Source organism: Treponema sp. OMZ 790, from assembly GCF_024181285.1.
Classification (GTDB): domain Bacteria; phylum Spirochaetota; class Spirochaetia; order Treponematales; family Treponemataceae; genus Treponema_B.
On record NZ_CP051201.1, the window covers coordinates 2,919,362 to 2,932,569 of the forward strand.

The 13,208-nt window shown below is 34.8% G+C and carries 17 protein-coding genes; 4 read left to right on the forward strand and 13 right to left on the reverse strand.

Annotation, left to right across the window (positions count from 1 at the left end):
- Positions 1-43: 43 nt before the first annotated feature.
- Together tgt and E4O01_RS13780 are read right to left on the reverse strand one after the other, a co-directional pair.
- Entirely contained in the window at positions 44-1,177 is a 1,134-nt protein-coding gene (gene tgt, locus E4O01_RS13775) for a tRNA guanosine(34) transglycosylase Tgt (protein WP_253692860.1), read from the reverse strand.
- Positions 1,178-1,852: 675 nt separating this feature from the next.
- Complete coding sequence (locus tag E4O01_RS13780) at positions 1,853-2,332, reverse strand: hypothetical protein (RefSeq protein ID WP_253692862.1); 480 nt, start codon at positions 2,330-2,332, stop codon at positions 1,853-1,855.
- Positions 2,333-2,509: 177 nt separating this feature from the next.
- Between E4O01_RS13780 and E4O01_RS13785 the strand changes: the two genes are divergently transcribed.
- Complete coding sequence (locus tag E4O01_RS13785) at positions 2,510-2,791, forward strand: helix-turn-helix domain-containing protein (protein ID WP_253692863.1); 282 nt, start codon at positions 2,510-2,512, stop codon at positions 2,789-2,791.
- Positions 2,792-2,823: 32 nt separating this feature from the next.
- Here E4O01_RS13785 and E4O01_RS13790 read toward each other — a convergent pair whose 3' ends face one another.
- From E4O01_RS13790 to E4O01_RS13840, 11 genes are all read right to left on the reverse strand, one after another.
- Positions 2,824-3,096 (reverse strand): type II toxin-antitoxin system RelE family toxin, encoded by a 273-nt coding sequence (locus tag E4O01_RS13790; protein ID WP_253685833.1) that lies wholly within the window; start codon positions 3,094-3,096, stop codon positions 2,824-2,826.
- Positions 3,089-3,322 (reverse strand): CopG family transcriptional regulator, encoded by a 234-nt coding sequence (locus E4O01_RS13795; RefSeq protein WP_253685831.1) that lies wholly within the window; start codon positions 3,320-3,322, stop codon positions 3,089-3,091. The genes E4O01_RS13790 and E4O01_RS13795 overlap by 8 nt, the downstream gene beginning before the upstream one ends.
- Before the next feature lie 95 nt (positions 3,323-3,417).
- A complete protein-coding gene (locus E4O01_RS13800; RefSeq protein WP_253692865.1) occupies positions 3,418-3,741 on the reverse strand; it encodes an SHOCT-like domain-containing protein in 324 nt (107 codons plus the stop codon).
- Between the two features lie 44 nt (positions 3,742-3,785).
- Positions 3,786-4,166 (reverse strand): DUF2089 domain-containing protein, encoded by a 381-nt coding sequence (locus E4O01_RS13805; RefSeq protein WP_253692867.1) that lies wholly within the window; start codon positions 4,164-4,166, stop codon positions 3,786-3,788.
- 304 nt (positions 4,167-4,470) lie between these two features.
- Positions 4,471-6,255, reverse strand: coding sequence for an ABC transporter ATP-binding protein (locus E4O01_RS13810; protein WP_253692869.1), 1,785 nt, complete (start codon positions 6,253-6,255; stop codon positions 4,471-4,473).
- Between the two features lie 14 nt (positions 6,256-6,269).
- A complete protein-coding gene (locus E4O01_RS13815) occupies positions 6,270-7,448 on the reverse strand; it encodes a radical SAM protein (protein WP_371819661.1) in 1,179 nt (392 codons plus the stop codon).
- Complete coding sequence (locus E4O01_RS13820) at positions 7,417-7,614, reverse strand: hypothetical protein (RefSeq protein WP_253692877.1); 198 nt, start codon at positions 7,612-7,614, stop codon at positions 7,417-7,419. Before E4O01_RS13820 ends, E4O01_RS13815 begins: the two co-directional genes overlap by 32 nt.
- A 60-nt stretch (positions 7,615-7,674) precedes the next feature.
- Positions 7,675-7,824: a hypothetical protein gene (locus E4O01_RS13825; RefSeq protein WP_253692878.1), complete on the reverse strand. Its 150-nt coding sequence runs from the start codon at positions 7,822-7,824 to the stop codon at positions 7,675-7,677.
- A 159-nt stretch (positions 7,825-7,983) separates the two neighbouring features.
- Positions 7,984-8,715, reverse strand: a complete 732-nt coding sequence (locus tag E4O01_RS13830) for a permease prefix domain 1-containing protein (RefSeq protein WP_253692879.1) — start codon at positions 8,713-8,715, stop codon at positions 7,984-7,986.
- Entirely contained in the window at positions 8,712-9,419 is a 708-nt protein-coding gene (locus E4O01_RS13835) for a hypothetical protein (protein WP_253692880.1), read from the reverse strand. Before E4O01_RS13835 ends, E4O01_RS13830 begins: the two co-directional genes overlap by 4 nt.
- Before the next feature lie 14 nt (positions 9,420-9,433).
- Entirely contained in the window at positions 9,434-9,757 is a 324-nt protein-coding gene (locus tag E4O01_RS13840; protein ID WP_253692881.1) for a PadR family transcriptional regulator, read from the reverse strand.
- Positions 9,758-9,970: 213 nt separating this feature from the next.
- Here E4O01_RS13840 and E4O01_RS13845 point away from each other — a divergent pair, with 213 nt between their 5' ends.
- The 3 genes from E4O01_RS13845 to E4O01_RS13855 all read left to right on the forward strand — a co-directional run bounded on the left by E4O01_RS13845 (position 9,971) and on the right by E4O01_RS13855 (position 13,084).
- The gene (locus tag E4O01_RS13845; protein WP_253692882.1) at positions 9,971-10,924 is read left to right on the forward strand and encodes a hypothetical protein; all 954 of its coding nucleotides are present in this window, start codon (positions 9,971-9,973) and stop codon (positions 10,922-10,924) included.
- 99 nt (positions 10,925-11,023) lie between these two features.
- Entirely contained in the window at positions 11,024-11,749 is a 726-nt protein-coding gene (locus tag E4O01_RS13850) for a gamma-glutamyl-gamma-aminobutyrate hydrolase family protein (RefSeq protein ID WP_253692883.1), read from the forward strand.
- Between the two features lie 54 nt (positions 11,750-11,803).
- Positions 11,804-13,084 (forward strand): APC family permease, encoded by a 1,281-nt coding sequence (locus E4O01_RS13855; RefSeq protein WP_253692884.1) that lies wholly within the window; start codon positions 11,804-11,806, stop codon positions 13,082-13,084.
- The last annotated feature ends 124 nt before the right edge of the window (positions 13,085-13,208 follow it).

Below are 13,208 nucleotides of genomic sequence, written 5' to 3' on the forward strand. Positions count from 1 at the left end.
TTATCCTCCGTGATACGGGCCCTGTTTTTAGGCTTGCAAAACACTAACGATTTTCGTATTTCTTTAAAAAGTTTTTATAGTAATCGTTAAAAGAATCGTTTTGAACGGCCTCTCTTATGTCCTGTACCATACTATATAAAAAAGCCAAGTTGTGATAGGTTGCAAGCATTGAGTATAAAATTTCTTTTGTTCTAAATAAATGCCGCAAATAGGCCCTTGTATATTGTCGGCAAACCTTGCACTTGCATTGAGAATCGATCGGGTTAAAGTCAAACTCGTATTCTTTGCGTTTAATTGAAATGGCTCCCTCATGGGTAAAGAGGTTTCCGTTTCGGGCATTGCGTGAAGGCAACACGCAATCGAAAATATCGACTCCGTTTTTTACCGCCTCGAGAATGTAGTCGGGGGTTCCGATTCCCATTACATAGAGGGGCTTATTTTTAGGAATATGCTTTGCCGTAAAGCTCAAATATTCTTGGTAGAGGTCTTTGGGTTCTCCTATCGAAAGGCCTCCTATGGCAATGCCTCGAGGCTCATGCTTTAAGATGGCTTCAAGGCTTTGAAGTCTTAGGTCTTCAAAAAAACCGCCTTGCACGATAGGAAAGAGGGCTCCGTCATATTCATCGGGAGTATTGTGCCAGGCTGCAAAGGCCCTGTCCAGCCAGTTCATGGTTATTTTTAGGTCGGCAAGGGTTTGGGTTTTGCTTATCCCGAAAGCTGAGCAGATGTCCAGCTGCATCTGAATGTCGCTGTTAAAGCCCGTCTGTAAATCTACCGCAATTTCCGGGCTTAAAAATTGGCGGCTCCCGTCTATGTGGCTTTGGAATTTTACGCCTTCTTCCGTAATTTTTCGCAGCTGCGAGAGCGAAAAAACTTGAAAGCCCCCGGAGTCGGTTAAAAAGTTTTTTTTCCAGCCTGAAAAGCCGTGTAAGCCTCCGGCCGCCTTTATTACCTCGATTCCCGGGCGCAAAAAAAGATGGTATGTATTGGCCAAGATAATTTCAAAACCTATTTCGTCTAAGTCGTCCTTTGTCATTGCCTTTACCGTAGCCGCCGTTCCCACAGGCATAAAAGCCGGAGTAAGCACCTTCCCGTGAGGCAGATCCAAAACCCCCGTCCTTGCAGGAGATGCCGCATCTTGATGTAAAAGCGTAAAGATTTCTTTTTTTTCTTTCATTAATTGTTCAATCCTTTAATCGGTTGAGAGTTTATCATAAAGACGGGAAAAAATCAATTAAAGAAATTGGGGCTGACAGGGTAACCGCACCAGAGTTTCATCTTCGCAAAAAACATAGGCTGTTCAACCCGCCTTTCGCCGCTATGCGGCTGCAAGAGGGGTATTCACAGCCTATTTTTTTGCTATTTTGTTCCCCCTATGATGCGGTTACCCTGTTTTTTTGAACAAAAGAGCGAAATTTTGTTTAAAATTTCGCTCAATAAGGAAGCCAACCGCTTCAGCAATCTGGTGCGGTTGCCCTGTTGGGGCTGATATGGATTGCACGAAAATCAATTCTAATAAAAAACCTCTCAGTAATACTCCGTATCTTGTCAAGGTTATTTTATGTACAATTACGTCCGTAATAGGGCATCTATTACAGCTGAAACAGGTGATCTATTACGGCTACAATAGGGCACATGTTTCAGTACTATACTAGATGGTCTCGTGAAATACTATAAATTTGATTTCCGTGCGGGGGGTATGGTGTTTAACCGCAAGGGGAGAGAAGGGGGCAAAATTGCCCCAAACTTAATAACTTTAACCGAAAAGCCGGCTTACTCCATTTTGTTTAAGGTAAGCCGAACTAAGCAATTGTAAGGTTGAAGTGGTTGGTAGGAATTATAATTAACACTTTCAGTGTAGATTACAGGCTGCTGCTATCATTGAATATAAACTTTGTGCAGTTTCTCGTGTCATAAAACCAATATCTTTAGCTCCAAATGTTCCACTGATATTTACACTATAAAATTTTGTAATTTTATTGTCTGAACTTATATTAACATCAAAATTCAATGATGCTCCAATAATTTCATCTAAACTAACAGTTTTTTGATTTAATTTAGCAAAAGGTTTAAAAAGTGCTATAAAATAATTAGGTTTAAACTTTATAACTCTTTCATTTAAATCCAAAATGGTTCCTTGTTTCTCTATTCTCCACCAAATAAAGTTAAGAAAAACAACTATAGGTATTCCTATAGACCAAAGCGGAGTGTGTATTACTTCATTGAAATACTTTATGTAAATAAACAAAGAAGCAATAATAACCCCGGCTGAAAGCAACAAACCTTGTGAAGTAAATTTAATTACATTTTCTTGACATCTCTTTACGCCCATAATTAACCTCCAGATTAAACTGTCTTTATAATATTTATTACTTAATCGTAGTAAATGTTGATGTAAGATCCGCATGAGAGTTTCCTCAAACGATTAGCTTGTCAACATAACTATATTTATAATTATATCATACTATATTTTATTGTGTCAATACTATATTTAGTTAAAATATTATGAATGAGTGTGTTTTTAAGAGAACAACAGAGTCTTGTCATCAGTAGGCTTCGCAAGGAAAGGGAAAAGGCAGGTTTATCCCAGTTGGAATTGGCTTTGAGGGCAGATATTTCTCAAAATATGATCAACTATATTGAAACCGGTAAAAGAACGCCGAGTCTTGATACTCTTTTAAAAATTTGTCATGCTCTGAATATCAATCCTGCTGTTCTTTTTTCGGATACGGAAGAAGAAAAGGAAGAAGCAAAAAAACAGGTTCTTGATATGATACAAAGATGGATGTAGATGTAGGCAGCTCTCATTGAGTAATTCGGTTTCTATTTATAAGCATCTTTTCTGGCTTCTATATCAATAATAAATACAATAACTTTTTCTTCCTCTATTTTATAAAAAAGACGGAAATTTCCTAATCTAAAGCGGTATATGTCTTTATAAATGCCTTTTAATTTTTTTATGTTAGGCCCAAAATGCGGATTTTTTCTTAATAGCGGGTAAACATAATTTTTGATTTTTTGATATAAAAATTCATACTTTTTTGATTTTATTTTTTTCTCAAAAGTCGAGGTTTCTGCAATTTTATAGTTAGCCAATTACTTTATACCTTCCGGCCGATATGTCCGATAAGCCTTTTTTTAAGTCTTTTTCAAATTCAAGTATTTCCTGCATTTCTTCGTCATCAACTACGGATTCATTGATGGTATAGTTTAATGCTGCATATTCCATATAATTTGAAATAGTGCGTTTTTGTCCTTCGGCTGCCTTTTTAAATATATCGTATATGGCATTATCTATTCGCATGGTAATTGTCTTTTGCATTTATTTTACTCCTCTTCAAATATATTCAATTTTATTCAATCTGTCAAGAGTCATTAGAAATAGAGGCCTAAAAATAATGTGTACCCAATTCCTTCCTACAAATTAAACGATTTTGTTTTGCCGTCCGGTGTTTGAATTGTTATGTCGATATTATTTTTCTTTTTGTTTTCATTTATTGTATTTTCCGAATCGGCTGCCTTTTCTAAAAATTCTGCCAAATCACTTTGTGAAGGAATTTTAATTTTAGAAGGGATCTTTGTGCTTATTACTATAGTCTCGCTATCTTTTTTTTGTTTCGGTTCTTCAAAAACAAATTTAACGTTTTCCTTTTGAATAGCATCCAAAAGTTTAAGCCCCTCTTCGGGGGTGATTGCCTTGTCCCTAATCATGTTTAAAATTTCAAGTTTTTCGTTTTCCATAAAATCTCCTTGTAGTTAAAACTGAACCGGTTGTTACTGTTCTTCTAAATTTTATCTTCTTCGGATTGGCCCGTTAAAAATGAAACTGCGGAATCAACCGATAACTCTCCGGCCTTTATTCTTTTTAAAACTTCAGAAACATTAACGGACGGAAGGCTGCCATCGGATAAGCCCAGTGCTGCATTGATTTCTTCTATCTTATTCCGAACCGTCGGGTAAGAAATGCCTAATTCTTTTTCCATATCGCGTATGCTGCCTCTGTTTTTTAAAAACATCTTTACAAAATATTTTTGCTCCTTTGTGAGGCGGCAAAATTCGCATAGCTCAAACTCTCCCTTTAAGGAACTGTTGCATTTTGTGCAATGCAGCTCTGAAACGGTAAAAGCCTCCCCGCATACGGGGCAGTTTCCCATAACCTCTGTCATATTTACTCCCAATAATTCTATGATAATAAAAACTTCACACTTTGTCAAGAGAATTTATTAAAATATCTATATTAAAATTGAAAAATACAATAATTTTAACTAAAAATATAAGAATTTTAAAATATTTTATTAAATATTTTAAAATTTGACTTAATATAATTCTTTTAATAGATGAGGGCACTTCCTCTCTCGATAAAGAAAATGCCCTAGAGATTGAAAAGAGGCTGATAGAAAATCCCGATCTAACAGTAATAATGATCAGCCATCATTTTGAACCCGAAATAAAAGAAAAACCGGATGGGGTTTATAAGTTGTAAGCTTCATCCGTATAATACTTAGCCTGTAAGTTATAAAGCTCCTTGTACTTGCCGTCTTGGTTTATAAGAGTTTCGTGATTTCCGTCTTGGACGATTTTTGCATTGTCGAATACAAGAGTCCTATCCGAAAATTTTGTAACCGCCATTCTATGCGAAATATAAAGAGAACACTTATCCGCAAAAAAAGAATCGAACTGCTCATAGATTTTGTTTTCGGCTTTCGGGTCGAGGGCCGCGGTCGGTTCGTCTAAAATGACTATCGGAGCGTTTTTATATGCGGCTCTGGCTATTGCAATCTTTTGCCCTTCTCCGCCTGATGGCGTAAAGCCTGCATCGTCAAAATCTCGGTAGACCAAGGTTTCCAAGCCCTTATCCAATTTATCGGTAACTTCTTTTAAGCCCGATGCCGAAACGATGTTTTCCAAACGCTTTTTATCTGCTTCGGTTTTATCGTTCCCGAAGGTAATATTTTCTTTTATGCTGAAAGAAAAAAGTTTAAAGTCTTGAAAGACTGCTGCAAACCATGTTTGATAGTGATTATAATCTATTTCTTTTATGTCGATACCGTTAATTAAAATTTTGCCTTCGGTCGGTTCATAAAGGCGCATTAAAAGTTTTACAAAGGTTGATTTACCTGCACCGTTTTCTCCGATGATTGCAATCCGTTCTTTGGAATTAAATTTAACGTTTACGTTTTGTAGGGCAAACTTTTCGCTTGTGCCGTATTTAAAAGAAACATTTTGAAATTCGATATCGAAGTTTTCGGATAAAATAGGTTTTTCTCCTTTTGCATTTTCCATGGACGGCATATTCATATATTCTTTAAAAGCAGAAAAGTATTCGTTAAACTGAGAAAGCTGAACGACGGTTTTTATAATTTCGGATAGTATCGAGGCGAAAGAATTTACGGCTGCAAGATACATTGTGAAATTTCCTACCGAAAGCGTTGAGTCTAATGTTTGCTTAATTACAAAAAAATAACTTATGATTAGTTGAGCAACAAAGGTAAAAGAATTAAAGGCTCCGCTTATAAAGCGGGTGTTGGCTACATTGTTATAAAATTTTCCGAGTACTTCAATTTGTTTATTGTATTTTTCTAAAAACCACGGAGCTAAATTATAGGTGCGGATTTCTTTTCCGTATTGAAAATCTTCCATCTTTTCGGAATAGTAGCCGATACGTCTTTCCTGCACGGATTGTTCCATGCGATATTTTATCCCATGTTTATTTGTTTTTGCAAAGACCAAAGAATTAAGAGCTACAATTATGATGACTGCAAGCACAAGCCAAGGACTTAGCATTGCAATAACTGAAATAAGTCCTGCGAAGGTGAGCAGTCTACCGAATAGACCTATAGCCTCATCCAAAATTGCGGCAAACCCATAACCTCCTGAATATGCATATTGTTCCGCCTTCTTTTTTAAGTTTAAAAATTCGGGAGTTTCGAGCCGTTCATAATCTACTTGCATTAATTTTTTTCCTATATCGGCTTGAAAACGCTGAAAGGATATGTTTTTTAAAATACTTGCAGAGCGGTTTAAAACGGCAGTTATAAGGCTTATCGCAAATAAGGTTCCGGCGTATATGATTAAAAACTTAACCGCTTCTTCTTTATTTTGTGTTGTAAACAATGCATCAATAATGAACTTAGGCAGCACAACTGCCATCACCGTTTTTACGGCATTTAAAATCTCTTTTAATAAAATGACAACCGGAAAACGCTTGTCATATCTCCAGCACATAGCAAAATAATACAATGCTCCCTTAAACATAAATAACCTCTCTTTTATATATTTTTATGTGTTAAATGATATAATCCTATTATAGTTTCTTTTAGCATATCTCTTGTTAGGTTACAATCTTTTTGGTCAAGTTCTAGTTCGTGTTTAGAGTTTAAAGCATGTCCTAGGCAACCATTGCATACAGAGGATGCAAAGCATTTTTTACACTCAGCATTTACTTGTTTATCTGAAAATGCAAGAATTGTATTTTGTTTTTCTTTAAAATAATCACTACAGAAAATATTTTCATTTTCAACATTACCCATGTAAAATTTAGGGGTATCTATAAACATAAAACATGGATATATATCACCGTTTGAAGCAACTGACAATGTACCAAAACCTGCATCACATATATGCCGTATGGGAGGTTTACCTTTAAATATTAAAGGAAATAACAAACGCCCTAATAAACTATATACTGGAGGATTTTGTTTGCAATCTGTCAACGATTTTACATTTTTAAAAAAATCGGAAACGGAATTAACAAACGGAGAATAATCGGGTAAAGCATAGGAACATGAAAAATCAGCCATAACCGGGACCAAATGGACTTGGAGTTTATCCGATATTTCTTTTATATTTTTTACAACTTGCATAGGCGAAACTCCTTGTTCAACATGAAAACGAGTATAAGTCGCCTCAATACTTGGGATAATTCCTGTTTCATCGATTAGTTTTTTTATATTTTTTATAATTACAGGTGACATACCTTGTCCGGTTTGTGAAATACGTAGTTTATTATTTACATCTATGTCGCCGTCATAGCTAACTGTAACAGCAAAATTATATTTTTTTAGTATTTCAGAAATTTTTTCATTGTAAATTGTTCCGTTTGTTATTAGTGAAAATTTGGGCAAAGGTTTTATTTTACCGTTTTGTGTAAGCTCTAATGTTTTTTCGCAAATATATTCAATCAGCGAATAATTTAACAAAGGTTCACCGCCGAAAAACATAATTGAGTCAACTTGTTCAAAGTGGTTTAAAAAAGTTAAAAGAGTTTTATCCGCAATTGAAGAAGTCATGTTTATCCCCTTACTTTTATAATTACCTGCATTTGCATAACAGTATTGGCATCGCAAATTACAACCTCCGCTGACATTTAAAGTTAAGCGATTAAGTTCTTTCCCTATAAATTGAATTTGATTATCATCAGGTAAAACTGTATTTTTTTTGTAAAATATCTAAACATTGTCTTATATCTGTTTTTTGAAATTTTTCTTCAAAATTTATATCTTGATTTATAATTGAAGAAAATATATTATAAGCAAATTGATTGATTTTAAAAAAGTTATAAGTATCAGGAAAATAGATCAAATAATCTTTTTTACCTAATTTGATAAATTCCACAATAACCTCCACTAGCGGCGAACTGTATAAAATCCAGTTCGCCAAAACTATGCGAGTAATTTAATGACACATACTACCGCAGGCTACTCCTACAGCATCTTTGCAGCCATGCCCGCATCCACACCCCCATACCTGTATTTCTACATTATCAAAAATACCGGTAAGCTCTTGCGTATCACACGCTTCAATAAGTAATTTTTTGTTACTCATAAAACAACTCCTTTGATACATAGTCTGTATCACATATAATTCTATCATGTCTTATACATATGTCAAGTCTAAAATGTAAAAAAAATCATTTTTTACGCTTTTTAGCAAGACTCCTCTTTAGTATAAGAAGTGCCCATAAGTATTTTTTAAAAACATAAGTTACTTTTCATGCAAGGCAAAGGCGATAAGATCGGCAATGCTGCACAAAATAATCGCAACTAAACAGCTCAAAGCTGCAAGAATCCATAATCTTGTAATAAAGCCTATTAGTACAAAGGCGGTAAGTGCAAAAACCATTATTAGTTTTTTTACCGCTGAAAGGATTTTTGCGTTGTTGATTTTCTCCTTGTTAAGAAAAATGTGAAAGGCAGGTTGTGCATATACTTCCTCATTTGTCATCCCGCAAAATTTAAATAAAAGTTTATTTATAAAATCTTCTAAAGAAGAAATAAGACCTGCTTGAATACTAAAAAGAATATCTGTGCAGATTAATACTGCAAAAGCCGCTTTTACAAGCGTCATTTGTTCTTTTACAAAAAACGACAATATAAATAAGCCCAGACTCGTGCAAATTTTTATTAAATTAACATAGAATAAATTTCGCAAAGGTTTTCTTATTCTTTTAGCAAAATCCTTTATCAAATCTTTTATTTCAATTTTGGAAGTTTGATTTTTATCTTCTCTGTCTTGTAAAAAATCGGTTTCCGTTTCATTGAGATCGCCGAACTTTGAAACTATAATGTCAAAGGCTTCATCCCTGCTTTTCCCTTGAGCAAGGAGCTCTTCATATCTTTCAGTTAATCCGGTTTTGATTTTTTCTTTTAACTCTTGAAGGTTCGGCTTTGAGTTAAAAGCAAATTTTTCTTCTACAAAATTATGTATTCTGTTCATTCCTTTTCTCCTGTTTCTATAGAATAAATAAGAGCCCGCACCATTGATTGAAGCATAAACCCTATCCCGATAATTAAAAATCCCCATTTAGTCATATTAAAAAATATTAAAACAATACCTGTAAAAAAAGAAGCTGCATCTATGAGTATTCGAAGACTCCGTATTATTTTTATAGTACGGGATTTATATATTTTTTTGTTTTTTATATTCGAATCTATATGAAGTTCATCAATGAGGTTTTTAAATTGAAATTGTAATTTTGTAATAAATCTTAAAAGAAACAAAAAACTTATCGTGAGTATTGCATAAAATCCGATTTCAAAAAATTTTGTTTCGAAAGATATTTTATTTAATAAAACAAACATTAAAGGAGCAAAAAAACTAAATCCGATTGTATGAGATAAAATCGTCAATAGCTTCTTTATTTTTTTTATAATCGGTATAAGCGGTTTTATCTTTTCATAATTTTTTTCGGCTTCGGCTTCTGCCAATTCGTCAGGACTTGTGCTTGCTTTAATTTCTTCCAAAACATCTACGGAACCGATTGCGGATATAAAGGCTTCATTTTCCGCTTTACCGTTTTTTTGTGCGGCAGCAAATTCCGTATGCATTCGGTCAAGAATCTTCATTTTTAAGATTGCAGTTTTTTCATTTTTAGGCAGATTTGCAAAAAATACGTTTACATATTCCGTTAATTTTTCCATAGATTAGGTTCCTCCTATACAAAGCGGTTAATTAATTCGACAGACGACTTCCATTCTTCAATTTTTTCGGCCAAATGTTTTTTGCCTGTTTCGGTAAGCTTAAAATAAACTCTCGGTCTGCCGTTTACTTCGCCCTTATCGTAGGAAACCGTAAACCCGAGTCTTTCATACCTGTCAAGGGCGGAATAAAGGGTTGTTTCCTTTAACGAATAAAGCCCTTCCGATAATTCTTCTATCTCTTTTGAAATTTGATAGCCGTAGCTGTCTCCTTTTTTTAAGACCGACATAATGAGAATATCGTTAAAGCCCCGCATCACATCACTTGAAACTATTTTCATAACTTCTCCCTAAGTGCTAGGTTATACTTCATTTATAATACTATTACAGCAATACTATGATAGATATAGTATAGACAAAAAAAGAATTTTTGTCAAGAAAAAAGTACGCTTTTTAGAACAATAACTTAATTGAACAAGATATAATTTTGTGCTATACTCAATTTTCTTAAAAAAGAGTAATTTAATCCGCTGATACGGGAAAGAGGGTTTATTATGGGAAATTTCTTTACCAAGATAAAAGAAAAATTTTCGGGTATGAACAAAAACTATTCTGAAAATGTTTTAAATTCATATACCGCTAAATTGGTTCAAGTGCTGCAATCTATTGATAATCATATCGAGTATGAATTGGAACTTGCGAATAATGTAGGCTTAAAGCAGGATATATTGGATAAATATGATCCTATAAAATACATCATTGAACTTGATACTCAGATATTGAAGAAAATTAAAAATTCGGAAAAGACCTTTTACGGCTTTTATCAAAAAGCAATTTTTTTGGATTTAACCGGATTTAAACATGTAAATGAAAAGATATACAGCGAACTCTTATATAGAATGTTCGAGATGTCGGCAAGGAACAAAAATATAGATGTAAATAAATTTATAAGAGAATTTTATGCCTATTGCAATAAGAATTCTTTTGCCTATGCCGGTGAAGAGATTGTCAGTCGGTTAAAAAAATATCTGCAGCTGGCCGAACCCTATATAATAAAAACAAAATATGAGGAGGGCTCGCAAGAAGATTTTAGAAAAGATTCCGATAAACAAGAAAATAAGGACTTCTTTGCCGAAACAAAAGAAGATGCTTACGGCGTTAAATTGATTATAGATTTGTTATTTCAATATAGTATAGAAGATATGAAATCATTAAATAAAGTGCTAAAAAAAACAGGCTTTTTTCATTTTTTTGTATGGATTATTATTCCTATACTTGCAGCGATTGGTTTAGTTTTCTGGATTGATGGAGTCGCATGTATTATAATTATTGCAGGCGTAATAATTGCCATAACCAACTTGATCTTATTTATCTACAGATCGGTAAAAATAAAATATCTTAAAAAATCCATCATAAAGATTGCAACTGCCGCAAAGATAGGCGAAAATTATATCTATTCTTCTTTAAAAGACCGTTACGGTAAAAAAATAAAAAAACTTTTAAAGTAGCGGTTTTTATTCTATAAATTTTTCTCGTTCCATTGACAAAATATAAAAAGAAAGTGTATTATGGCTCGGTTTAAATTTAACTAAAAAGGAGAGAACCGTATGAAAAAACCTATTATCGGGATAACGGGCAGCTGCCTTTACGAACCTTCTGCCGGACTGTTTTCAGGTTACGAAAGAATGTATACCAATACCGACTACGTTAATGCAGTGCTTGCTGCGGGCGGAGTTCCGCTAATGCTTCCTATCATCAATGACGAAGAAGCTGTCCGGCAGCAGATCGAAAATCTTTCAGGCATCATAATTATGGGCGGCTACGATGTTGAACCCCACTTTTTTAATGAAGAGCCTCTTTCTTGTCTTGGAGAAGTTCTTCCCAAACGGGATATCTACGAACTGAAACTCATTAAAGCCGCTAAGGCTTTAAAAAAGCCTATTTTTGGAATATGCAGGGGAATGCAGATTTTAAACGTTTCTTTCGGCGGCTCTCTTTATCAGGATCTCTCGCTTATAAAAAGAGACATTCAAATACAGCATGTACAAAAAGCCCGCCCTCAGGAGCGTACTCACTCTATTAAAACCGAAGCAAATTCGATTATGCAAAAAGTTTTCGGAAAAGAAGATATGGTCAATTCTTTCCATCACATGGCGGTAAAAGAGCTTGCAAAAGATTTTAAGGTTACGGCTCATGCTCCTGACGGTATAGTTGAAGCCATAGAATATACGGGAGACGATTTTATAATGGGTGTTCAGTTTCATCCCGAAATGACGGCTGCCGTACATAAACCCTCATTGGACTTGTTTAAAGAATTTATAAATCACTGTTAGTTAATCTCAACTATAGTTAAGCTGTCTATAATATTTCAATCTAAGGAGTTGAAAATGGAAAATAAAGGTAAATTAGGCCTTTTGAGTATTTGCCTTCTTGGGGTAAATGCTATTGTCGGTACCGGGGTGTTTTTGCTTCCGGGAAAAGCTGCCAAATTGGTAGGCGTGTCTAGTATCGGTATTATTTTATTTGATGCCGTTTTAGTTATTTTGATTGCGCTTTGTTTTGCTGAGGCAGGCGGTTTATTTAAAAAGAACGGAGGCCCCTATGTTTATGCCAAAGAGGCCTTCGGTGAATTTGTCGGTTTTGAAGTCGGATTTATGAAATGGGCAATCATGATTATTGCTTGGGCTGCAATGGCTGTAGGTTTTCCGACTGCTTTGGGAAGTGTATTCCCTGCGGCGGCAGAGCCTCTTTGGAGAAGTATTATAGCTGTAGCCATTCTTTTATTTTTGGGGCTGATGAATATTGCCGGAGTAAGAATTTCAAAGATTGTAAACAATGTTATTACAATCGGAAAATTAGTGCCTCTTATCTTCTTTATTCTTTTAGGTATCTTTTTTATTCAAGGTGATAATTTTCAGCCTATGCAGTCGGTAGGAGCCTTAACCACAACTTCTTTCGGAGCTGCGGCTCTTTTAATATTTTATCCTTTTACAGGGTTTGAATCCATAGCCGTTGCAGCGGAAGATATGGATAAGCCTGAAAAAAATGTTCCTCTTGCTATTGTTTTGGTAATAAGCGGAGTTTCGGTTTTTTACATACTTATTCAAGTTGTTGCTATTGGTATTTTGGGCGACGGGCTTACAGCAAGTGAGGCACCCATTGCCGATGCTGCTGCCAAGTTTTTAGGTCCCGTTGCAAAAGCGGTTGTTACAACCGGAACCTTGGTTTCAATAGGAGGAATAAATGTTGCTTCTTCTTTCTTGGCTCCTCGAAGTGCAGTAGCTCTTGCCGATGACGGTTTTTTACCCAAATTCGTAACTAAAAGAAACAAAAAAGATGTTCCCTACATCGCCGTTATTTTAACGACTGCCTTAACAGCCTTGGTTTGCTTAACCGGCAGCTTTTCAAAATTGGCTGCAATTTCGGTTGTTTCCCGCTTTGCTCAATACATCCCGACCTGTCTTGCAATTTTGGTATTTAGAAAGCGCGGTATGAAAGGCTCTTTTAGAATTCCGGGAGTTTATGTTGTTTCACTTTTGGCGGTAGGTATAAGTCTTTGGCTTTTGTACAATTCCAGCTTAGACAAAATAATATTCGGTTTGGGCGGTCTTGTAGTCGGAGCTGTTTTCTACGTTATAATGAAACTAACACAGAAAAAAACTAACTAAACTTTTTGTCTTAAAAAATATTTTGATATTTTAGTTTAAAACCGGCTTGATAATCGGGGTTTAAAGCTCTGATTTTAGCCGGTTTTTTATTAACGTTATTTAAAGAATTCTTTTAAAATCATCT

Bases quoted from the DNA above. Each gene is read 5' to 3' on its own strand.
- E4O01_RS13850 (WP_253692883.1), top strand. From the start codon at position 11,024: ATGAAAAAACCTATTATCGGGATAACGGGCAGCTGCCTTTACGAACCT.
- E4O01_RS13795 (WP_253685831.1), bottom strand. From the start codon at position 3,322: ATGCAAAAGACAATTACCATGCGAATAGATAATGCCATATACGATATA.
- E4O01_RS13800 (WP_253692865.1), bottom strand. From the start codon at position 3,741: ATGGAAAACGAAAAACTTGAAATTTTAAACATGATTAGGGACAAGGCA.
- E4O01_RS13845 (WP_253692882.1), top strand. From the start codon at position 9,971: ATGGGAAATTTCTTTACCAAGATAAAAGAAAAATTTTCGGGTATGAAC.
- E4O01_RS13835 (WP_253692880.1), bottom strand. From the start codon at position 9,419: ATGGAAAAATTAACGGAATATGTAAACGTATTTTTTGCAAATCTGCCT.
- E4O01_RS13855 (WP_253692884.1), top strand. From the start codon at position 11,804: ATGGAAAATAAAGGTAAATTAGGCCTTTTGAGTATTTGCCTTCTTGGG.
- tgt (WP_253692860.1), bottom strand. From the start codon at position 1,177: ATGAAAGAAAAAAAAGAAATCTTTACGCTTTTACATCAAGATGCGGCA.
- E4O01_RS13810 (WP_253692869.1), bottom strand. From the start codon at position 6,255: ATGTTTAAGGGAGCATTGTATTATTTTGCTATGTGCTGGAGATATGAC.
- E4O01_RS13825 (WP_253692878.1), bottom strand. From the start codon at position 7,824: ATGAGTAACAAAAAATTACTTATTGAAGCGTGTGATACGCAAGAGCTT.
- E4O01_RS13785 (WP_253692863.1), top strand. From the start codon at position 2,510: ATGAGTGTGTTTTTAAGAGAACAACAGAGTCTTGTCATCAGTAGGCTT.
- E4O01_RS13780 (WP_253692862.1), bottom strand. From the start codon at position 2,332: ATGGGCGTAAAGAGATGTCAAGAAAATGTAATTAAATTTACTTCACAA.
- E4O01_RS13805 (WP_253692867.1), bottom strand. From the start codon at position 4,166: ATGACAGAGGTTATGGGAAACTGCCCCGTATGCGGGGAGGCTTTTACC.
- E4O01_RS13830 (WP_253692879.1), bottom strand. From the start codon at position 8,715: ATGAACAGAATACATAATTTTGTAGAAGAAAAATTTGCTTTTAACTCA.
- E4O01_RS13840 (WP_253692881.1), bottom strand. From the start codon at position 9,757: ATGAAAATAGTTTCAAGTGATGTGATGCGGGGCTTTAACGATATTCTC.